This is a genomic window from Herbaspirillum hiltneri N3 (assembly GCF_001267925.1).
GTDB classification, from domain to species: domain Bacteria; phylum Pseudomonadota; class Gammaproteobacteria; order Burkholderiales; family Burkholderiaceae_D; genus Herbaspirillum; species Herbaspirillum hiltneri.
Map to the genome: position 1 here is coordinate 756,685 of NZ_CP011409.1, position 19,911 is coordinate 776,595.

The following is a 19,911-nucleotide window of genomic DNA, read 5'->3' on the forward strand; positions in this document are numbered from 1 at the left end:
GTAATGCCAATCAGATTCCGTATTCGATGGATTCCGCTGCTGGCCACCTTGATCGTGGCGGGCATCGGCGTGTCGCTGGGGCAGTGGCAGACCAGGCGCGGCGACGAGAAGGAAGCGATCCAGGCGAAGATGGCGGTGCGTCAGTCGGCCCCGGCCATGACGCTGGAAAATGCCGCTCAGGTCGACGCCGCGCAAGTCGAATTCCGCCACGTCAGACTGCGTGGCCGCTTCGTTCCCGAGTGGACAACCTATCTGGAAAATCGCCCCTACAATGGTGTGCCCGGATTCTATGTGCTGATGCCGTTTAAAATAACCGGCTCCGCAGCATCGGCGGTATTGATCGAACGTGGCTGGGCGCCGCGCGACGCAAATGACCGCACACGCGTGCCGGCGGTCCCGACGCCGGCCGATGAAGTTGAAATTGAAGGCGTGATCCGCATCAATGCCGGCCACCTGCTGCAGCTCGGTGCGGCCGAGGCGCCGCGTCCCGGCGCGATCATGCAGAACCTCGACATCGCCGCCTACGCGCGCGCCAGCCAGTTGCCGCTGGCGCCGTTCGTGGTGGAGCAGTCGGGTGAGATGAAGGATGGCCTGGTGCGCGACTGGCCGGCGCCGTCATTGGGAATAGAACGCCATCGCGGCTATGCCGTGCAATGGTATGCACTGGCCTTGATGGCCGTGATTTTTTTCGTCGTCACAGGATTCCGAAGTGGAAAAAAGCAAAGAACTGGGTCCGAGTAAGGATCAACCTAAGGATCAACAACGCAAGAGCGGCCGCTGGAAGCTGCTGCTGGTGGTGGCGGTGTGCGCCGCGCCGATGATCGCGTCGTATTTCACCTATTACGTGATCAAGCCGGAGAGCCGCACCAACTACGGCACGCTGCTCGATCCGCGTGAATATCCGATTCCGCCGCTCGGCAGCGCAACACTTGACGGCAAGCCGGCCAAGCTGGAAGACTACAAGGGCAAGTGGGTCCTGCTGCAAGTGGCCGGCGGCGATTGCGACGACGCCTGCAAGACGCGTCTGTTCGCCATGCGCCAGCTGCGCCTGATGCAGGGCAAGGAAATGGAACGCATCGAACGCGTCTGGCTGATTACCGATGCCAAGCCGCTCGATACCATGCTCATGCGCGAATACGACGGCACCGACATGCTGCGCGTGGATCCGAAACTGCTCAAGGCCTGGCTGCCGGTCGACGCCGGCGCCGGTACCGGTACCGTTGTGGAAGATCATCTCTACATGATCGATCCGCTCGGCAACCTGATGATGCGCTTCCCCAAGGATGCCGACCCCAACAAGGTCAAGAAGGACATCAGCAAGCTGCTGCGCGCATCGAGCATAGGATAAGGCCGCCATGCTGATTCAACTTGCCGTCATGGGCCTGCTGGTCGCGCTGATTCCGCTGACGCTGACCTGGGTGTCGAATGACGCCGACAAATACCGCAAGCTGGTCTGGATCACGGTGTTCCTGACCTTCGACCTGATCATGTTCGGCGCCTTCACGCGGCTGACCGATTCCGGCCTGGGTTGCCCCGACTGGCCGGGTTGCTACGGCCATTCCAATCCGCTGTTGGCGCATGAACACATCAGCGCCGCACAGGAAGCCATGCCGACCGGACCGGTGACGGTCGCCAAGGCGTGGATAGAAATGATCCATCGCTATCTGGCAATGGCAGTCGGCGTGCTGATCATCACGCTGATGGTGATTGCATGGCGGCGCTGGATCAAGTCGGGACGCACGGAGCTCAGGTTCCGGCCCTGGTTTCCGACCTTGCTGTTCCTGTTTGTCTGCCTGCAGGGGGCGTTCGGCGCCTGGACCGTGACGATGAAGCTGCAGCCGGTGATCGTTACGATCCATCTGCTGCTCGGCCTGACGCTGCTGGCCATGCTGACCTGGCTAGGGGCGCGCCAGAATGCGCATGCGCCGGTGTCGCCGGCTGGGCGTGCGCTGGCCACGCCGGCGCTGATCGGGCTGGCGTTGCTGATCGTGCAGGTGGCGCTGGGAGGCTGGGTCAGCACCAACTATGCGGCGCTGGCGTGCAACGATTTCCCCTTGTGCCACGGCGCGCTGGTGCCGCAGATGGATTTCGACAACGGCTTCACGCTGTGGCGCCATCTGGGCAAGACCGCCGACGGCGAATACCTGCCGTTCCCCGCGCTCACTGCAATCCATTGGGTGCACCGCACGTTCGCCTTCGTGGTGATCGCCTATCTCGCCTGGCTGGGGCGCAAGGCGTTCCAGGACGGCGGCTTGCGCAAGACCGGGCGCTGGCTGCTGACCGTGATGGCGCTGCAGCTGGTCACCGGTCTGGCCACGATTTATCTGAACTGGCCGCTGGCCATCGCCGTCGTGCACAACGGCGGTGCGGCGCTGCTGCTGCTTTTGCTGGTCATGTTAAACTACAAGACCAGACACGCCCCTGCCGCCGAGGCAGCGCGCGCCGCTCCCGCACCGTTTTGAAGACATGACCACATTGACCGTACAACCCAATCGCATCGCCCAGTACTGGGCCTTGACCAAGCCGCGCGTGACGCAGCTGGCGGTGTTCTGCGCCGTCATCGGGATGTTCCTGGCGACGCCTGAGTTGCCCGACTGGCGCAGGGTCGTGTTCGCCACGATCGGCATCTGGCTGCTGGCCGGCGCTGCCTTCGCCATCAATTGCCTGGTGGAGCGTGAAATCGATTCACGCATGGCGCGCACCGCACGCCGGCCGATGGCGCGCGGCGAAATCACCGTGGCGCAGACGCTGATGTTTTCCGGCGTGATCGGCGGCATGGGCATGTGGGTGCTGTACAGCCTCGTCAACCCGTTGACCATGTGGCTGACGCTCGCCACCTTCGTCGGCTACGCCATCATCTACACGATCATCCTCAAACCGTCGACACCGCAGAACATCGTCATCGGCGGCCTGTCGGGCGCGATGCCGCCGGCGCTGGGCTGGGCCGCGATCGCCAACGACGTGCCGATGCAGGCCTGGATCCTGGTGCTGATCATCTTCATCTGGACGCCGCCGCACTTCTGGGCGCTGGCGATGTATCGCCGCGACGACTACGCCAAATCCGGCCTGCCGATGCTGCCGATCACGCACGGCATGAAGCTGACGCAATTCCACATCCTGCTGTACACGATCGCGCTGATCGCCACCAGCGTGCTGCCGTTCGCGGTCGGCATGAGCGGCCTGATCTACCTGGGTATGGCAATCGTGCTGGGATTGATCTTCTTCCATTATTCGTGGCAGATCTACCGCCATTACACCGATCTGATCGCGCGCAAGGCGTTCACGTTTTCGATCATTTACCTGTCGATCCTGTTTGCTGCGCTGCTGGTCGATCACTACCTGCTGTTCAGGACTTTCTGATGAAACGTTTGCTGTCTTTCCTGCCGGCGGCGCTGCTGGCCTTGGGTGCTCTGACGCTGGCCGGCTGCCAGAAGGGCGGCTCCGAAAAATTCGTCAACACCGACGTCACCGGGCTGGAATACGCCAAGGATTTCGCGCTCACCGACCACAACGGCAAGCCGCGCACGCTGGCCGATTTCAAGGGCAAGGCGGTGGTGATGTTCTTCGGCTATACCCAATGCCCGGACGTCTGTCCGACCACCATGGCCGAGATGGCGAACGTGATGAAGGAGCTCGGCCCGCAAGCCGACAAGGTGCAGGTATTGTTCGTGACCGTCGATCCCGCGCGCGACACGCCGCAGATCCTGTCGCAGTATGTGCCGGCCTTCGACAAGCGCTTCCTCGGCCTGTACGGCGACGAGGCCGCAACCGCCAAGGTCGCCAAGGAATTCAAGGTGTTCTACCAGAAGGTGCCGGGCAAGACCGCAGGCAGCTATACGATGGACCACACCGCCGGCAGCTACGTGTTCGATCCGCAGGGGCATATCCGTCTGTTCGTGCGGCACGGCCAGGGCGCGGAGCCCATCGTGCATGATCTGAAATTGCTGCTGTCCTGACCGGACGTTGCGGACAAAAGAAAAGGCGCTCAGTTGAGCGCCTTTTTCATTGCTGCGGGATTGCCGGGGCTGCGTGTTTGCCGATTCTGCCGATTATGCCGATTATGCAAAAGCCTGCAGCGAACCCTTCATCTTCTTCAGCGCTACCGCTTCGATCTGGCGGATACGCTCGGCGGATACGCCGAATTCGTCGGCCAGTTCGTGCAGCGTCGCGCCGCTGCCGTCGTCATTGGCCAGCCAGCGTGCTTCCACGATGCGGCGCGAACGGTCGTCGAGCTTGCTCAGGGCAGCTTCCAGACCTTCCGATTGCAGGCGGTCGTATTGCTTGGCTTCCATCACGCGGGTCGGCTCGCTGCTGTCCGAAGACAGATAGGCGATCGGCGCGAACTTGTCGTCTTCATCGTCGGTCGGTGCTTCCAGCGCAACATCGCGGCCCGACAGGCGGGTTTCCATCTCGATGACTTCTTCACGCTTGACGTCCAGCGTCTTGGCCAATGCGTCGACTTGCGCCGGTGTCATGGCGTCCAGACCCGACTTGTGGCTGCGCAGGTTGAAGAACAACTTGCGCTGCGCCTTGGTGGTCGCCACCTTGACCAGACGCCAGTTCTTCAGGATGTACTCGTGCATCTCGGCCTTGATCCAGTGCATGGCGTACGACACCAGGCGGACGTTCTGGTCCGGGTCGAAACGCTTGACGGCCTTCATCAGGCCGATATTGCCTTCCTGGATCAGGTCGGCGTGCGGCAGGCCGTAGCCGAGATAGCCGCGGGCGATCGACACCACCAGGCGCAAATGGGACAGCACCAGCTTTTGTGCGGCGCCGAGGTCATTCTTTTCGCGCAGGGCGCGGGCCAGCGAGACTTCTTCAGCTTGCGTCAGCATCGGCAGACGATTGACGGCCGAGATATAGGCGTCAATGTTGCCCAGGCTGCCGGAGAAGCCGAGCGCAAGCGCATTGGTCTCGACGGGCATGAGTGCAGTAGCTGATTTCATTGATTCTCCTTGGTTCCTAAGAGGAAGCGATGCGTAAATGTTGGCAGTTGCCTTAAAGCCGCAGTATTTCTATCAAGTATTCTAGCACTCCTTAATTGAGAGTGCTAATAACGAATCTGGAAGGAAGAAATAGGTATTCTCTATGACTGTTTTTTAGGCAATTGGCTTTTCATCGCAAGAATTAGAGGAAATCTGGGGGCCAAAGTTGCTTGTTTCAAGCATAAACCTGTAACAAATTTTGCAAAGCAACATTGAAAAATGGCAACAATTCCCGCCAGGGGAAATTGCTGCCACTCAAGAAATTTTCAGGAAGAGCGTCAGGCCAGGCGCGACAGGTGCCGCTTGACCGACAGCATGGCGCCGATCAAGCCGAGCAGCGCGCTGACGCCGAGCAGGAAACCGATGGCGGCAATGCTGGGCGGCGCCAGGCGGAATTCGGAAGCGTACAGGCGGGCGAAGTCGGTGATCGCCAGGTTAAGCGGTTGCAGCGCCAGCACTACCAGGCCCAGCGCCAAGCCGCCCGCGCATACGCCGAGCAGGGCGCCGGTGTAGTAAAACGGCCGGTGGATGAAGGCGTTGGTGGCGCCCAGCAGGCGCGAGACTTCAATCTCTTCATACTGCGTCATGACTTGCAGGCGGATGGTGTTGAACACTACGGCCACCACCACCGCGCCGAGCGTGATGCCGAGGAACAGCAGCACCAGCCGCAAGATGCGCAGCAGCGCGGCCAGCCGCTTGACCCAGGCCGAATCGATCTGCACCGTGTCGACGCCCGGCATGGCCTTGAGCTTTTGCGCGATGTCGTCGACGCGGGTGGCGTCCATGGCGTCCTGGAAGCCGGACATCTTCAATACATAACTGTCCGGCAGAGGATTGGCGCCCAGTGTCGCCAGCACATCGTTGAGGCCGGTCTTGCTCTTGAGCGTGTCGAAGGCCTTCTCGCGCGGCGTGAAATCGACGCGCGCGGCGCTGCCGCTGTCGGCCAGGATTGCGCGGATGTTGCCGGCCAGCGCAGTGGCCTTGTCGCGCGAGACATCCATTTTCAGGAAGATGCTGATTTCCGGCTCGACGGCGAGCTGCTCCGAGACCGGGCGCACGTTTTCCAGTACGGTCAGGCCGGCAAACGGCAGCGCCAGCGCGATGGACACCACCAGCACGTTGAGGATGAAATTGCCGGGCGAGCGCAGCAAGTGGCTGAAGGCGTCCGAGAACGCGAAGAAATGTTGGCGCAGCCAGTTCATTGCGAAATCTCCACCGGGTTGCTGACGCCGTTGTGCCAGCCGTCGACGATGCGGCCGCGGTCAAGATAGATGATGCGGTCCGCGCCGGTCAGGTATTGCTCGTCGTGGGTCGAGATCAGGCAGGTCACGCCGACGCCGTGGAAGGACTTGAGTGCAGCCAGCACCTTGTTGGCGTTGTCGCGGTCGAGATTGGCGGTCGGCTCGTCGGCCAGGATGATCTGCGGGCGGTTGACGATGGCGCGCGCAATCGCCACGCGTTGCTGTTCCCCGCCGGACAGTTCCTGCGGTCCGGAGGTCGCCTTGTCGAGCAGGTCGACCTTGTCCAGCGCGGCGCGGGCGCGTTTTTCGGCATCCGAACGCGGCGCGCCGGTGACGATCAGGGGCAGCATCACGTTGGCCAGGATGCTGCGGTCATGCAGCAGCCGCTGTTGCTGGAAAATCAGGCCGAGATTGCGGCGCAGGTAAGGCATGCCCGAAGGCTTGATGGTATTGATGCTCTGGCCGTTGACGCTGAGGGTGCCGGCGCTGGGGCGTTCCATGGCGGCGATCATCTTGAGCAGGGTCGACTTGCCGGCGCCGGACGGGCCGGCCAGGAACAGCAGCTCGCCCTTCCTGACCGAGAGCGTGATGTCGCGCAGCGCAAAGACGTCGCGCGAGTATTGTTTGGAGACCTTGGCGAATTCGATCATCGTCGGTGATGGATTTGTTTTTCCTGGGCGCGGTTCAAATTTGTTTTAGCTGAGCAGGGCATCTACGAATTCTTCAGCGTCGAAAGCCTGCAAGTCGTCGATCGACTCGCCCACGCCGATGAAATACAGCGGCACCGGACGGGTCTTGGCGATCGCGGCCAGAATGCCGCCCTTGGCGGTACCGTCCAGCTTGGTCACGACCAGGCCGGTCAGGTTCAGCGCATCGTCGAAGGCCTTGACCTGCGCCAGCGCATTCTGGCCGGTATTGCCGTCGATGACCAGCAGTACTTCATGCGGCGCGGTGTCCATGCTCTTGCCGATGACGCGCTTGATCTTCTTGAGTTCGTCCATCAGGTGCAGCTGGGTCGGCAGGCGTCCCGCCGTGTCAACCATCACCACATTGGTGCCGCGCGCCGTGGCCGACTGCACGGCGTCATAGGCCACTGCCGCCGGATCGCCCGATTCCTGCGAAATCACGGTGATGTTGTTGCGTTCGCCCCAGATCGTCAATTGCTCGCGCGCAGCGGCGCGGAAGGTGTCGCCCGCGGCCAGCAGCACCGATTGATCGTGCGCCTGCAAATGCTTGGCCAGCTTGCCGATGGTGGTGGTCTTGCCGGCGCCGTTGACGCCCGCGATCATCATCACCAGCGGCTGATGGCGACCCAGCACCAGCGGTTTCTGCAGCGGGCGCAGCATTTCGATGAGCAGCGTGCGCAAGGCCTGGCGCACCTGGTCGGCTTCGGTCAGCTTCTCGTCCCGGACTTTTTTCTTGAGCGCATCGAGCAGGGATTGGGTGGCGTCGACGCCGGCATCGGACACCAGCAGGGCCGATTCCAGCTCTTCATAGAGTTCGTCGCCGATCTTGGCGCCGACGAACAGCGTGGTCAGGTTGCTGGAGGTCTTGGACAGGCCGCTCTTGAGGCGCGCCAGCCAGGAGCGCTTGGCCTCGCCCGATTGCGGCGCGGCTTCGACGATCTCTTCGGCGGCAGGAGCAATTGCAGGGATCGCAGAAGGAGCAGCCGGGACGGGGGCGGCCTGAGGAGATGCTTCCTTGGCAACGGCGGGTTCAGGCTGGGGTTTTTTCTTGAAGAAACTAAACATCGGATGCTGGGCTGGCTCTGTTGAAAGTGGCTGCGGTGTCTGATGGAGGGCGTTTCCGGCCGTTTCCAGGCGGGAATTCGCAATGAACAAGGTACAATTGGCCAGCCTCATGCCCGGATATTGCCGTCCGGGCGGTCCTTGGCCAGCCCCCGCATTCTATCAGAGCACAGCGCATGAAATTGAAGATCAGAGCAATCCTGTCGACCGGTTTGGTATTTGCGTCTCTGGCGGGCCATGGTCAGGCGGTCCGGGCTCAGTCTTCCGATCCGGCAACTGCCAGGGCAGCGGCGCAGGCAAGTGAATTCACGCTGAAAAACGGCATGAAAGTGATCGTCAAAGAGGACCATCGCGCGCCCACGGCAGTCCAGATGGTCTGGTACAAGGTCGGCTCGATTGACGAGACCAACGGCGCCACCGGCATCGCCCACGCGCTGGAACACATGATGTTCAAGGGCACCCGCAAACACAAGACCGGCGAGTTCAGCCGCCTGGTCGCCGAACTCGGCGGCCGCGAAAATGCCTTCACCAATCGCGATTACACCGCCTACTTCCAGCAGGTCGAGCACGGCCGCCTCGAAGCAGTCATGGCGCTGGAAGCCGACCGCATGCGCAACCTGCAGTTCGACCGGAACGAGTTCGCCAAGGAGATCCGTGTCGTCATGGAAGAGCGCCGCTGGCGCACCGACGACCAGCCGCAAGGCCTGATGAACGAAGCGCTGCACGCCGCCGCCTTCGTCGCCCATCCCTACCATCATCCGGTGGTCGGCTGGATGGATGACCTGCAGCACATGAACATCGGCGACATCGAAGACTGGTATCGCCGCTGGTACGCGCCCAACAACGCCACGCTGGTGGTCAGCGGCGACGTCAGCGCGCAGAAGGTGGCGGCGTTGGCGGAGAAATACTTCGGTCCGATTCCCGCCAAAACCATCCTGCGCGGCAAGCCGCAGAACGAACCGGAACAGAACGGCCTGCGCCGCGTGACCGTCAAGGCGCCGGCGGAAAATCCCTACGTGATTCTGGCCTTCAAGGCGCCGACGCTGCGCGACGTCGAACAGGATCAGGATGTGTATGCGCTCGACGTGCTCTCGGCGGTGCTCGACGGCTACGACAACGCGCGCCTGAACGACAAGCTGGTGCGCACCGACAAGGTCGCCAACAGCGTCGGCGCCAGCTACGACGACATCGCGCGCGGCCCGACCCTGTTCACGCTGGAAGGCAGCCCGGCAGCCGGCACCACCACCGCCCAGCTGGAAACCCTGCTGCGCGCCGAAGTCGGGCGCATCGCCAGCGACGGTGTGTCGGAGCAGGAGCTGCAGCGCGTGAAAACGCAGCTGATCGCGTCGCAGATCTACAAGCGCGACTCCATTTTCGGCCAGGCCATGGAAATCGGCGTGATGGAAATGTCCGGCCTGTCGCACAAGAACATCGACCGCATCGTCGAGCGGCTCAAGTCGGTGACGCCGCAGCAGGTGCAGGCGGTGGCGCAGAAGTATTTCAGCGACGACAAGCTGACCGTGGCGACGCTGGAACCCTTGCCGCTGTCCGGCAAGAAGGCCGGTCCGCCGCCGGGCCCGCTGCGCTGAGCCTGGTTGATTTCAGTTGAGCTGTATTGTACGAACCCCTGATCTGCCGATTGATCTTCAGTTGCACTCTTACGGAGGAATAGCATGCCAGTGATCGTCGTTGCGAACCCCAAAGGCGGCGTAGGTAAAAGCACTCTCTCGACCAACCTCGCGGGCTACTTCGCCAGCCGCGGCCACGGCGTGCTGCTGGGCGACACCGACCGCCAGCAGTCGGCGCGCGCGTGGCTCAACATCCGGCCGCCGGCAGCGCCGCCGATCGCCACCTGGGAGATCAGCGAAGACTACATCGCCAAGCCGCCCAAAGGCACCACGCATGTGGTGCTGGATACGCCGGCGGGCTTGCACGGCTGGCGCCTGAACGACGTGCTCAAGCTGGCCGACAAGGTCGTGGTGCCGCTGCAGCCGTCCATCTTCGACATCCTGGCGACGCAGGATTTCCTGCGCCGGCTGGCCGAAGAGAAAGCCGTGCGCCAGGGCGACATCGACGTCGGCATCGTCGGCATGCGCGTCGACGCGCGTACGCGCTCGGCCGACCAGCTGCATCGCTTCATCGAAGGCCTCAACCTGCCGGTGCTGAGCTATCTGCGCGACACGCAGAACTACGTGCAACTGGCGGCGCACGGCCTGACCCTGTGGGACATCGCGCCGTCGCGCGTGCAGCGCGACATCGAGCAGTGGCAGCCGATCATTGCCTGGGTGGACGGCAAGAATGCCACCGCTCTCGCTGCGACAGATGCCGATCCGGCGGGGCAGGGCGGATGAGGTTGGATGCAGGCGGTTGCCGTTTTACTTTGAAGTTGATTGGTCCAGTATCAAGATGAAAAAATACTTGTTGGTGTGCGCCCTTGTTCTCGGCGGCTTTGCAGCGCAGGCGCAAGCGGCCCTGCAGATCCAGTCATGGTCGCTGCCCAACGGCGCGCGCGTACTGTTCGTGGAAAACCACGCGATTCCGATGCTCGATCTGAGCGTGGAATTCGACGCCGGCGCGCGCCGTGATCCCGACGGAAAGTCAGGACTGGCCTCGCTGACCAACGCCCAGCTCACACGCGGTGTGGCCGCGTCTGGCGACGCCCCTGCACTGACCGAAGCGCAGATTCTCGACGGCCTCGCCGATGTCGCTGCGCAGCGCGGCGGCGGCGCCAGCATGGATCGCGCCGGCGTGACCGTGCGCATGTTGTCGAGCGCCGCCGAGCGCGACGCTGCGATCGGCCTGCTGGCGCGCACGCTGGCGCAGCCGAGTTTCCCGGAAGCGCCGTTTGCACGCGACAAGGCGCGCACCATCGCCGACGTGCGCGAGTCGCAAACCAAGGCCGAAGACATCGCTGCCAAGGCATTCTGGGCCGCGCTCTACGGAACGCATCCGTATGCGCGCCGGGAAAGCGAAGACAGCGTCGCCGCCATCACGCGCGACGATCTGCTGGCCTTCCATCGCACACACTATGTCGCCAACCGCGCCGTCATCGCGCTGATCGGCGACGTCACGCGCGCGCAGGCCGACCGGATCGCGCAAACGCTGACGCAGCAGTTGCCGCAAGGCGCGCCGCTGCCGGCCTTGCCGGAAATCGCCTCTGCCGCGCCGCAGGACCTGCGCATCAGCCATCCCGCTTCGCAATCGCACATCCTGATCGGCATGCCGGCGCTGGTGCGCGGCGACCCGGATTTCTTTGCACTGACGGTTGGCAACTACATCCTCGGCGGCGGCGGTTTCGTCTCGCGCCTGACCAATGAAGTGCGGGAAAAGCGCGCACTGACGTACAGCGTCTATAGCTACTTCTCGCCGCTGGCGCAGAAGGGGCCGTTCCAGATCGGTCTGCAGACCAAGCAGGAGCAGACCGCACAAGCGCTGGACGTGGTGCGCCGCACGCTGGCCGATTACCTGCGCGACGGACCGACCGCGGCAGAGCTCAAGGCGGCCAAGGACAACCTGATCGGCGGCTTCGCGCTGCGCATCGACAATAACCGCAAGATCCTCGACAACCTCGCAGTGATCGGCTATTACGGCCTGCCGCTGGACTATCTCGACAGCTGGACCGCCAATATCGGCAAAGTCACCGTGGCGCAAATTCGTGCCGCTTTCACACGTAAAATCGCCCTCGGCCAACTCAGCACCGTTGTGGTCGGCGAGGCAAAATAAAAACATGAGCAAGACAGCAAGAAAACATGGCGTGGCCACCGGCGGCCACCACGGCAATCGCGCTTCGCATCAGGTGCGCATCATCGGCGGACTGTGGAAACGCACGCCGCTGCCGGTGCTCGAGGCCGAAGGCCTGCGCCCGACGCCGGACCGTGTGCGCGAGACGGTGTTCAACTGGATCACGCACCTGATCGACGCCGACTGGACAGGCGTGCGCTGCCTCGACCTGTTCGCCGGCACCGGCGCGCTCGGTTTCGAAGCCGCCAGCCGCGGCGCGCAGCGCGTGGTTATGGTGGAGAACCACGGTCCCGCCGCACGCCAGCTCGACGCCAGCAAGGACAAGCTGAAAGCCGCGCAGGTCGAAGTGCGGCGCGGCGACGCGCTGGCGCTGCTGCAGGGATACAAGACGCCTGCACCGGCGCCGGCGCCGGCGAACGCAAATGCGGGATTCAACCTCATCTTCGCCGATCCGCCGTATCATCAGGACTGGCTTGCCAAAATCATGCCCGTATGCGAGCAAGTGCTGGCTGACGGCGGCCTGGTGTATGTCGAATCGGAGTACCCGCTGGAAGGCGAAGAGTTGCCCGCCTGGATGGCGCCCTGGGAGGTTGTCAGGGCCGATAAGGCGGGCATGGTGTTTTATCATTTATTGCGGCGCAAAAACATCGGCTAATTAAGGCATAATGCGCGTTCTGATTGCTTAGCTGGTGAGGAGAGACCCTGATGGTGACAGCTGTTTATCCGGGAACATTCGATCCCTTGACACGTGGCCATGAAGATCTGGTAAGACGCGCATCGGGATTGTTTGACAAGTTGGTCGTAGGCGTAGCGGACAGCAAAAACAAGAAGCCGTTTTTCTCCCTCGAGGAGCGCCTGTCGATAGCAAATGAAATACTCGGGCACTACCCGAATGTCCAGGTGGAAAGTTTTTCCGGCCTGCTCAAGGATTTCGTGCGGCAAAACAATGCCCGCGTGATCGTGCGCGGCCTGCGCGCGGTATCGGATTTCGAATACGAATTCCAGATGGCCGGCATGAATCGTTATCTGCTGCCCGACGTGGAAACCTTGTTTCTGACGCCGTCAGACCAATATCAATTCATATCGGGCACCATCGTGCGCGAAATCGCCCTGCTGGGCGGGGATGTCTCGAAGTTCGTATTTCCCTCGGTCGAAAAATGGCTGAAGGAAAAGATGGCCAAGATGGATTTGTAATGTCCGCATTGCCCGCCGGAATGAAACCGGCCGGCAGTCCCGCGGCATGCAGCATGTAAAGGAAGCGTTTGTATGGCACTGATGATCACCGATGATTGCATTAACTGCGACGTCTGCGAGCCCGAGTGCCCGAACGAGGCGATTTACATGGGGCCGCAGATCTATGAAATCGACCACAACAAGTGCACCGAATGCGTCGGCCATTTCGATGAGCCGCAATGCCAGCAAGTCTGTCCGGTCGCCTGCATCCCGTTCGACCCCGCCTGGCGCGAATCCAAAGAGCAACTGATGCTCAAGTACGAAACGCTGCAGGCCGCGGCCAAGAGCTGAACGCTCTTTTCCTTCCTCCCGTATCATAAGAAAAACCTGCTTGCATATAGGCAGTTCGTATTTCTGCTGCGCGCTCCTCGCGCGGTATGATCGTCGCTCGATATTTCCTTCCTCGGGAAAACGCCATGCCCAATCATCAGCGTCTGCGTCATTTCATCACTTCCTTCTCCGCCTTGCTCGCGCGTGAAAGAGCCGAAGAAGCCATCCTTCGCGAAGGCGCCGTGTTGCTGGGCGACCTGGTTGCGGTCGATGACTGGCTGCCGGAAGCCTATGCCGAGCCGGATCCGGAACGCTATCGCCAATACCTGCTGCATGTCGATTCGGCGCAGCGCTTTTCAGTGGTCAGTTTCGTCTGGGGGCCGGGCCAGCAAACGCCGGTGCACGACCACACCGTGTGGGGACTGATCGGCATGTTGCGCGGCTCGGAATATTCGCAGTCCTATCGCCGGGAGGGCGGCGACGGCAAGGGCGCGCTCGCGCCGCACGGAGAACCGATACAATTGACGCCCGGCATGGTGGAGCCGATTTCACCCAACCTCGAAGGCCTCGATGACATCCACCGCGTCCGCAATGCATATGCGGACCAGGTGTCGATCAGCGTGCATGTCTACGGCGCCAACATCGGTGCGGTGCATCGTTCGGTGTATCAGCCGGACGGCACGCGCAAGGCCTTTATCTCGGGCTATTCGAACACCACGCTGCCCAACATCTGGGATTTATCCAAGGAGACGAAAACGACATGAGCAGCATCCGCATCGGCACAAGAAGCTATCAGCAAGTCCGCGACGATCTTCTGGCGCGCCGTGAGATCGCGCTGCTCGACGTGCGCGAGGAAGCGCCGCACGCCGAAGCGCATCCGCTGTTCGCCGCCAACCTGTCGTTTTCGCATCTGGAGCTGCTGGCTTACGCACGCATCCCGCGGCGCGACACCGCCATTGTCGTGCTGGACGATGGCGAGGGTCTGGCGCAGAAGGCAGCGGAGCGCTTCATCGCGCTGGGCTACAGCAACGTCAGCGTGCTCGAGGGCGGCGTGACGGGATGGAAGGCCGGCGGCGGGGAGTTGTTCCAGGACGTCAACGTGCCCAGCAAATCCTTCGGCGAACTGGTCGAAAGCAAGCGTCACACGCCGTCGTTGTCAGCCCCCGAAGTCAAGGCCCTGCTCGACGCGAAAGAAGACGTGGTGGTGCTCGATGCGCGCCGCTTCGACGAATACCAGAACATGAACATACCGACCTCGATCAGCGTGCCCGGCGCCGAGCTGGTCTTGCGCGTGCGTGAGCTGGCGCCGGATCCGAACACGCGTGTGATCGTCAACTGCGCCGGCCGCACGCGCAGCATCATCGGCACGCAATCGCTGCTCAACGCCGGCATTCCCAACCAGGTCCACGCGCTGCGCAACGGCACCATCGGCTGGACGCTGGCCGGGCAACAACTCGAACACGGCAACAGCCGCCAGTTCCCGGCCGCGCTGACGGCGGCAACGCGCGCCCAGGCGGCCGGCGATGCCCGCGCCGTGGCCGACCGCGCCGGCGTCAAACGCCTGGATGCCAAGGGCTTGCAGACGCTGCGCGCCGACACGGCACGCACTACCTATCGCTTCGACGTGCGCACGCCGCAGGAATATGAAGCCGGTCACCTGCCAGGTTTCCTCGGCGCACCCGGCGGCCAGCTGGTGCAGGAGACCGAATCCAACGCCACCGTGCGCGGCGCGCGCATCGTGCTGGTCGACGACGACGGCGTGCGTGCCAACATGACGGCGTCGTGGCTGGCGCAGATGGCGTGGGAAGTCTACGTGCTTGACGGTGCGACCGCGCAGCAGTTCAGCGAGCAAGGTCCGGCGCCGCGTGAATTGCCGCCGGCGCCGCCATCGGAAAGAATTTCGCCGCAGACATTGGCCGGCTGGCTGGAGCAAGATCAGGCCAAAGCCAAGGTCAACGCCAACGCGGGCAAGGGCACCGTGGTGCTGGATTTCTCCACCAGTGCGAACTACGTCAAACAGCATGTTCCCGGCGCCTGGTTCGCCTTGCGCTCGCAGCTGGCGCAAGTCCTGCAGAACGTGCCGGCGGCCGAACGTTACGTGGTCACCTGCGGCAGCAGCCTGCTGGCGGCATTCGTCATCGGCGACCTGGCCGCGCTGACCGACAGGCCGGTGTTCCTGCTCGAAGGCGGCAACGGCGGCTGGAAGGCCGCCGGTCTGCCGCTTGAGACCGGCGCGACCTCGCTGGCCTCGCCGCGCATCGACCGCTACCGCCGTCCGTACGAGGGCACCGACAATCCCGCTTCCGCCATGCAGGCCTATCTCGACTGGGAGTTCGGCCTGGTCGAGCAGCTCGGCCGCGACGGCACTCATGGGTTTCAAGTCATATGAACTATTGCTGACCGCCAGGCGAAGAAACACGCGACCCGATTACAATGACGGTCGCGTTTTCTTTTGAAACGGTTCCCATGCAACATATCCCGCCGCGCGCAGTGGGCGCACTGCTCGTCAACACCACGATCTGGGGCTTGTCCTGGATCGCCTTCAAATCCCTGCAGCAGCAGGGCATCCACCCGCTGTGGGCGACCGCCATCATTTTTTCCTGCTGCACGCTCTGGATGCTGCTGCTCAAGCGTAAATCGCTGCGCGAGATCGGCAATCATCCCGAGCTGATTTACGTTGCGGTTGCCTCCGGCCTGACCAACACCGCCTTCAACGGCGCGGTGGCGTTCGGCGATGTGGTGCGCGTGGTGCTGCTGTTTTACCTGATGCCGATCTGGGCCGTGATCCTGGCGCGGCTGGTGCTGCATGAGCCGATCACGCAGCGTGCGTTGCTGCGGATTGCATTGGGGCTTTGCGGCGCCGTCATCGTGCTGTATCAGCCGGCGATCGGCGTGCCCTTGCCACACGACATGGCCGACTGGGTGGCGCTGGCCGGCGGGTTCTTTTTTGCCGTCAACAACATCATGCTGCGCCGCCTGCACGGCGTCGCCGACGGCGCCCGGGCGGTCGCCATGCTGAGCGGCGGCGCGCTGCTGTCGACGATTCTCGGTGTAGCACTGGCGGCATCCGGAGCGATCGCCTGGCCCGGCGCCATCGGCACGCCGTCGGTGCCGACGCTGGCGCTATGGTCGGTGCTGTTCATGGTGTCCAACCTGTGCCTGCAATACGGCGTGGCGCGGCTGCCCGCGAACATCACGGCGGTGGTCATGCTGGTGGAAATCATCATCGCCGCGGTGTCGGCATGGCTGTTCGGCGCGGCGGAATTGCGTGCCCAGGATCTGATCGGCGGCGCCTTGATCATCGCCGCACCTTGGCTGGTGCGCGACCGGCGTGTGGCTGCGCCCGCCTGAGCAGGTTCAGCCGGCCAGCATCACGCGATTGCGGCCGCCTTCTTTGGCGCGGTAGAGCGCCTCGTCGGCGCTGGCGATCAGTTTCTGGCGCGCCTGGTCGGCCGACATGCTGCGGTCGGGCGGGGTTTGCGAGGCGGCGCCGATGGAGACGGTCACCTGCAGCGCTTCATCCGCGCCGGCAATCTCGATGGCCTGCTGGGCCACGCTGGCGCGGATCCGTTCGGCGATGCGTTCGGCGTCGCGCAATGTCGCCTGGGTCAGCAGCACGATGAATTCCTCGCCGCCGTATCGTCCCAGCGAATCGCTCAGGCGCAATTCCTTCTTGATGCGTGTCGCTACTTCACGCAGCACGTCGTCGCCGCTCTGGTGGCCGAACTTGTCGTTGACGCGCTTGAAGTGATCGATGTCGATGAACAGGCAGGACAGTGCTGAGCGCTCGCGCTGGGCGCGGCCAATTTCTTCCTGCATGCGCTGTTCGATGTAACGGCGGTTGTTGACGCCGGTGAGCGGATCGGTCAGGCCGATGTGCTTGAGGCGTTCGTTGTTGATGACGTTTTCAAGGCAGATCGCCACCACCGACGCCAGCCGCTCGATGAAGTCGGTAGCCAGGTTGCCGGTGAAGCGGCCTTCATGGGCGCTGCCCAGGGCCAGGTAACCGATCAGTTTCTGATGGCGCGTCAATGGCAGGATCGCCACACTGGCGGGCCGGTACGTCGGAAACAGCGATTGATGCAATTCATGCTGGTAAGGGCCGAGCGTGGGCTTTTCCAGCGGCAGGGCGGGGCCGTTTTCAGCCAGGAACAGCAGGTTGGGATATTCGTCGAGGCCGATTTGCAGGTCATGCAGGATGCGGCGCACGTCGAAGGCGTAGTCGACCAGCGCGAGCGTGACGATTTCCAGGTTGAAGGTGTTGGGCATCAACAGCGACGCCGTTTCGATCAGGTCGCGGAATTCGCTCGAGCCGATCAGGCGCAGGTCGAAAGCCTGGTGGCGCTGCATGATTTGTTGATTGATGCGGGCCTGCTCCAGCAGGTCCTGCAACTCGGCGTGCAGCTGCTGGTTTTCTTCCAACAGTGCCTGGGTGTCGACAGCGCTATTCATCGTGGTCCGGTCTTTTGGCCGTTTTTGCTTATTTCCCTTGATACCATCAACGCTGGCCTGAGCCGCGTCCCCCTTGCCCGGCAAGCGATTTGCTGCGGACGCACAAGCTTACCACCGGCGCGCCGTGATTGCTTTACAGCGTGGCGAAAAAACGCTCGCCCATTTCTTCCAGGCCGAGCGACTGCAATACGTCCTGCAGGCGTTCGGTCGGCCGCTTGCGCGGCAGGTCCTTGTAGCGGGCGATGATCAGTTCGTTCTTCATCGAGTGTTCCCAGCCGACCAGTTCGGTCACGCTGACCTGGTAGCCGTGCGCTTCCAGTTGCAGGCAGCGCAGCACGTTGGTGACCTGGCTGCCGAATTCGCGCGTGTGCAGCGGATGGCGCCACAGCTCGGTCAGCGACGTGCGGCCCAGCGAGGCGCCCTTGTTGCGGTTGAGCACGGAGGCGACTTCGGCCTGGCAGCACGGCACCAGCACGATGAATTGCGCATGCTTTTTCAGCGCGAAATGGATGGCGTCGTCGGTTGCCGTATCGCAGGCGTGCAGCGCGGTGACGACGTCGATCTGTTCCGGCAGGGCGGGCGAGACGATCGAGTCGGCCACCGACAAGTTGAGGAAGGACATGCCGGGGAAGCCGAGGCGTTTTGCCAGCTCGGTCGATTTCTGCACCAGTTCTTCGCGCGTTTCAATGCCGTAGATGCGCGAATTGCCTTCCAGCGCCTTGAAGAACAGGTCATACAGGATGAAGCCGAGATACGACTTGCCGGCGCCGTGATCGACCACGCTGACGTCGGGATGCGCGTTGCGGATTTCCTGCAGCAGTGGTTCGATGAACTGGTACAGGTGATAGACCTGCTTGAGCTTGCGGCGGCTGTCCTGGTTGAGCTTGCCGTCGCGCGTCAGGATGTGCAATTCCTTGAGCAGCTCTATCGACTGGCCCGGGCGGATTTCCGGAATCGCCGCGCCGGCGCCGGCGGCACCTGCGGCAACGCCGGCCGCCGCAGGTTTGTTGTGCTTCTTGCTGCTCATAAGAATGTCGCTGGCTCAGACGTTGAACAGGAAGTTCATCACGTCGCCGTCCTTGACCACGTATTCCTTGCCTTCGGCGCGCATCTTGCCCGCTTCCTTGGCGCCGTTTTCACCCTTGTAGGCGATGAAGTCCTCATAGGCGATGGTCTGCGCGCGGATGAAGCCGCGCTCAAAGTCGGTGTGGATCACGCCGGCCGCCTGCGGGCCGGTGGCGCCGACCGGTACGGTCCAGGCGCGTACTTCCTTCACGCCTGCGGTGAAGTAGGTCTGCAGGCCGAGCAGCTTGAAGCCCGCGCGGATCAGACGGTCGAGGCCCGGCTCTTCCATGCCCATGTCGGCCAGGAAGTCGGCCTTGTCGGCGTCGTCGAGGTCGGCGATTTCCGATTCGATGGCGGCGCAGATGGCGACAATCGGCGCGCCCTGGTCGGCGGCGTATTTGGTCAGCTGGTCCAGCAGCGGGTTGTTGGTGAAGCCGTTGTCGGACACATTGGCCACGTACATGGCTGGCTTGGCCGTGATCAGGCACAGCGGCTTGATCAGCGCTATTTCTTCAGCGTCGAGTCCGAGCGCGCGCACCGGCTGGGCGTCGTCCAGCGCCGGCATGATGCGTTCCAGCAGCGCCACCAGCTTGGCGGCGTCCTTGTCGCCCGAGCGGGCTTTTTTCTGTTCGCGGTGGATCGCCTTCTCGACGGTGCCCATGTCGGCCAGCGCCAGTTCGGTCTGGATCACGGCGATGTCATCCAGCGGGCTGACCTTGCCGGCCACGTGGATCACGTTCGGGTCTTCGAAGCAGCGCACCACGTTGACGATGGCGTCCGTTTCGCGGATGTGCGACAGGAACTGGTTGCCCAGGCCTTCACCTTTGGAAGCGCCCGCCACCAGGCCGGCGATGTCCACGAATTCCACGGTTGCCGAAAGAATGCGCTCCGGCTGACGATTTCTGCCAGCGCCTGCAGGCGCGGATCGGGTACTTCGACCATGCCGACGTTCGGTTCGATGGTGCAGAACGGATAGTTTTCAGCGGGAATGCCCGCCTTGGTCAAGGCATTGAACAGGGTCGATTTACCGACGTTGGGCAGGCCGACGATGCCGCATTTGAGGCTCATGACAAAATTCTTTCTTAATCAAAAGCGGTATTGTATCAAGTCAGGCGGCCGACCCGCAGCTTTGCTGAGGCTTGCGCGGCTTGCGCCGCAAGCATCGTGCTGCGA

At 62.7% G+C, this 19,911-nt stretch carries 20 protein-coding genes and 1 pseudogene; 14 read left to right on the plus strand and 7 right to left on the minus strand.

Annotated elements, in window-relative coordinates; all coding sequences use genetic code 11:
- Positions 1-3: 3 nt before the first annotated feature.
- The 5 genes from F506_RS03390 (at position 4) to F506_RS03410 (ending at position 3,956) form a co-directional block, all read left to right on the plus strand.
- The gene (locus F506_RS03390; RefSeq protein ID WP_053195336.1) at positions 4-741 is read left to right on the plus strand and encodes an SURF1 family protein; all 738 of its coding nucleotides are present in this window, start codon (positions 4-6) and stop codon (positions 739-741) included.
- A 76-nt stretch (positions 742-817) separates the two neighbouring features.
- Positions 818-1,348: an SCO family protein gene (locus F506_RS03395; protein WP_407638237.1), complete on the plus strand. Its 531-nt coding sequence runs from the start codon at positions 818-820 to the stop codon at positions 1,346-1,348.
- Between the two features lie 7 nt (positions 1,349-1,355).
- Positions 1,356-2,462 carry a COX15/CtaA family protein gene (locus F506_RS03400; protein WP_053195338.1) on the plus strand — a complete coding sequence of 369 codons (1,107 nt, stop codon included), beginning with the start codon at positions 1,356-1,358 and terminating at the stop codon, positions 2,460-2,462.
- 4 nt (positions 2,463-2,466) lie between these two features.
- Positions 2,467-3,360, plus strand: a complete 894-nt coding sequence (gene cyoE / locus F506_RS03405) for a heme o synthase (protein WP_053195339.1) — start codon at positions 2,467-2,469, stop codon at positions 3,358-3,360.
- Positions 3,360-3,956 carry an SCO family protein gene (locus F506_RS03410; RefSeq protein WP_053195340.1) on the plus strand — a complete coding sequence of 199 codons (597 nt, stop codon included), beginning with the start codon at positions 3,360-3,362 and terminating at the stop codon, positions 3,954-3,956. The genes cyoE and F506_RS03410 overlap by 1 nt, the downstream gene beginning before the upstream one ends.
- A gap of 102 nt (positions 3,957-4,058) precedes the next feature.
- On the opposite strand, the gene rpoH is transcribed toward F506_RS03410, so the two are convergent.
- From rpoH to ftsY, 4 genes are all read right to left on the minus strand, one after another.
- Positions 4,059-4,949 (minus strand): RNA polymerase sigma factor RpoH, encoded by an 891-nt coding sequence (gene rpoH / locus F506_RS03415; protein WP_053195341.1) that lies wholly within the window; start codon positions 4,947-4,949, stop codon positions 4,059-4,061.
- A 317-nt stretch (positions 4,950-5,266) separates the two neighbouring features.
- Positions 5,267-6,190: a permease-like cell division protein FtsX gene (gene ftsX / locus F506_RS03420; RefSeq protein WP_053195342.1), complete on the minus strand. Its 924-nt coding sequence runs from the start codon at positions 6,188-6,190 to the stop codon at positions 5,267-5,269.
- Positions 6,187-6,879 (minus strand): cell division ATP-binding protein FtsE, encoded by a 693-nt coding sequence (locus F506_RS03425; protein WP_053195343.1) that lies wholly within the window; start codon positions 6,877-6,879, stop codon positions 6,187-6,189. Before F506_RS03425 ends, ftsX begins: the two co-directional genes overlap by 4 nt.
- 45 nt (positions 6,880-6,924) lie before the next feature.
- A complete protein-coding gene (gene ftsY, locus F506_RS03430) occupies positions 6,925-7,980 on the minus strand; it encodes a signal recognition particle-docking protein FtsY (protein WP_053195344.1) in 1,056 nt (351 codons plus the stop codon).
- Positions 7,981-8,153: 173 nt separating this feature from the next.
- On the opposite strand from ftsY, the gene F506_RS03435 reads away from it, so the two are divergent.
- From F506_RS03435 to F506_RS03475, 9 genes are all read left to right on the plus strand, one after another.
- Positions 8,154-9,566 carry a M16 family metallopeptidase gene (locus F506_RS03435; RefSeq protein WP_053195345.1) on the plus strand — a complete coding sequence of 471 codons (1,413 nt, stop codon included), beginning with the start codon at positions 8,154-8,156 and terminating at the stop codon, positions 9,564-9,566.
- Between the two features lie 84 nt (positions 9,567-9,650).
- Positions 9,651-10,328, plus strand: a complete 678-nt coding sequence (locus F506_RS03440; RefSeq protein WP_053195346.1) for a ParA family protein — start codon at positions 9,651-9,653, stop codon at positions 10,326-10,328.
- A gap of 55 nt (positions 10,329-10,383) precedes the next feature.
- The gene (locus tag F506_RS03445) at positions 10,384-11,700 is read left to right on the plus strand and encodes a M16 family metallopeptidase (protein ID WP_053201223.1); all 1,317 of its coding nucleotides are present in this window, start codon (positions 10,384-10,386) and stop codon (positions 11,698-11,700) included.
- Positions 11,701-11,704: 4 nt separating this feature from the next.
- Positions 11,705-12,373, plus strand: coding sequence for a 16S rRNA (guanine(966)-N(2))-methyltransferase RsmD (gene rsmD, locus F506_RS03450; protein WP_053195347.1), 669 nt, complete (start codon positions 11,705-11,707; stop codon positions 12,371-12,373).
- 50 nt (positions 12,374-12,423) lie between these two features.
- Positions 12,424-12,912, plus strand: a complete 489-nt coding sequence (gene coaD, locus F506_RS03455; protein ID WP_029363547.1) for a pantetheine-phosphate adenylyltransferase — start codon at positions 12,424-12,426, stop codon at positions 12,910-12,912.
- Between the two features lie 72 nt (positions 12,913-12,984).
- Positions 12,985-13,242, plus strand: a complete 258-nt coding sequence (locus tag F506_RS03460; protein WP_016834711.1) for a YfhL family 4Fe-4S dicluster ferredoxin — start codon at positions 12,985-12,987, stop codon at positions 13,240-13,242.
- Positions 13,243-13,367: 125 nt separating this feature from the next.
- Positions 13,368-13,985 (plus strand): cysteine dioxygenase family protein, encoded by a 618-nt coding sequence (locus tag F506_RS03465; protein ID WP_053195348.1) that lies wholly within the window; start codon positions 13,368-13,370, stop codon positions 13,983-13,985.
- Complete coding sequence (locus F506_RS03470) at positions 13,982-15,610, plus strand: rhodanese homology domain-containing protein (RefSeq protein WP_053195349.1); 1,629 nt, start codon at positions 13,982-13,984, stop codon at positions 15,608-15,610. Before F506_RS03465 ends, F506_RS03470 begins: the two co-directional genes overlap by 4 nt.
- A 77-nt stretch (positions 15,611-15,687) precedes the next feature.
- Entirely contained in the window at positions 15,688-16,572 is an 885-nt protein-coding gene (locus tag F506_RS03475) for a DMT family transporter (protein ID WP_053195350.1), read from the plus strand.
- A 6-nt stretch (positions 16,573-16,578) separates the two neighbouring features.
- On the opposite strand, the gene F506_RS03480 is transcribed toward F506_RS03475, so the two are convergent.
- The 3 genes and pseudogenes from F506_RS03480 to ychF form a co-directional block, all read right to left on the minus strand.
- Positions 16,579-17,673, minus strand: coding sequence for a GGDEF domain-containing protein (locus F506_RS03480; protein ID WP_053195351.1), 1,095 nt, complete (start codon positions 17,671-17,673; stop codon positions 16,579-16,581).
- A 133-nt stretch (positions 17,674-17,806) separates the two neighbouring features.
- On the minus strand, positions 17,807-18,700 hold the full coding sequence (locus F506_RS03485) for a class I SAM-dependent methyltransferase (RefSeq protein ID WP_053195352.1): 894 nt from the start codon (positions 18,698-18,700) through the stop codon (positions 17,807-17,809).
- Positions 18,701-18,715: 15 nt separating this feature from the next.
- Positions 18,716-19,806, minus strand: a pseudogene (ychF, locus tag F506_RS03490) (redox-regulated ATPase YchF).
- Positions 19,807-19,911: the final 105 nt, after the last annotated feature.

Bases quoted from the DNA above. Each gene is read 5' to 3' on its own strand.
- ftsX (WP_053195342.1), bottom strand. From the start codon at position 6,190: ATGAACTGGCTGCGCCAACATTTCTTCGCGTTCTCGGACGCCTTCAGC.
- F506_RS03425 (WP_053195343.1), bottom strand. From the start codon at position 6,879: ATGATCGAATTCGCCAAGGTCTCCAAACAATACTCGCGCGACGTCTTT.
- F506_RS03470 (WP_053195349.1), top strand. From the start codon at position 13,982: ATGAGCAGCATCCGCATCGGCACAAGAAGCTATCAGCAAGTCCGCGAC.
- F506_RS03475 (WP_053195350.1), top strand. From the start codon at position 15,688: ATGCAACATATCCCGCCGCGCGCAGTGGGCGCACTGCTCGTCAACACC.
- F506_RS03390 (WP_053195336.1), top strand. From the start codon at position 4: ATGCCAATCAGATTCCGTATTCGATGGATTCCGCTGCTGGCCACCTTG.
- F506_RS03480 (WP_053195351.1), bottom strand. From the start codon at position 17,673: ATGAATAGCGCTGTCGACACCCAGGCACTGTTGGAAGAAAACCAGCAG.
- cyoE (WP_053195339.1), top strand. From the start codon at position 2,467: ATGACCACATTGACCGTACAACCCAATCGCATCGCCCAGTACTGGGCC.
- F506_RS03460 (WP_016834711.1), top strand. From the start codon at position 12,985: ATGGCACTGATGATCACCGATGATTGCATTAACTGCGACGTCTGCGAG.
- F506_RS03410 (WP_053195340.1), top strand. From the start codon at position 3,360: ATGAAACGTTTGCTGTCTTTCCTGCCGGCGGCGCTGCTGGCCTTGGGT.
- F506_RS03440 (WP_053195346.1), top strand. From the start codon at position 9,651: ATGCCAGTGATCGTCGTTGCGAACCCCAAAGGCGGCGTAGGTAAAAGC.
- F506_RS03445 (WP_053201223.1), top strand. From the start codon at position 10,384: ATGAAAAAATACTTGTTGGTGTGCGCCCTTGTTCTCGGCGGCTTTGCA.
- F506_RS03395 (WP_407638237.1), top strand. From the start codon at position 818: ATGATCGCGTCGTATTTCACCTATTACGTGATCAAGCCGGAGAGCCGC.
- rsmD (WP_053195347.1), top strand. From the start codon at position 11,705: ATGAGCAAGACAGCAAGAAAACATGGCGTGGCCACCGGCGGCCACCAC.
- F506_RS03435 (WP_053195345.1), top strand. From the start codon at position 8,154: ATGAAATTGAAGATCAGAGCAATCCTGTCGACCGGTTTGGTATTTGCG.
- F506_RS03485 (WP_053195352.1), bottom strand. From the start codon at position 18,700: ATGAGCAGCAAGAAGCACAACAAACCTGCGGCGGCCGGCGTTGCCGCA.
- coaD (WP_029363547.1), top strand. From the start codon at position 12,424: ATGGTGACAGCTGTTTATCCGGGAACATTCGATCCCTTGACACGTGGC.
- F506_RS03465 (WP_053195348.1), top strand. From the start codon at position 13,368: ATGCCCAATCATCAGCGTCTGCGTCATTTCATCACTTCCTTCTCCGCC.
- ftsY (WP_053195344.1), bottom strand. From the start codon at position 7,980: ATGTTTAGTTTCTTCAAGAAAAAACCCCAGCCTGAACCCGCCGTTGCC.
- rpoH (WP_053195341.1), bottom strand. From the start codon at position 4,949: ATGAAATCAGCTACTGCACTCATGCCCGTCGAGACCAATGCGCTTGCG.
- F506_RS03400 (WP_053195338.1), top strand. From the start codon at position 1,356: ATGCTGATTCAACTTGCCGTCATGGGCCTGCTGGTCGCGCTGATTCCG.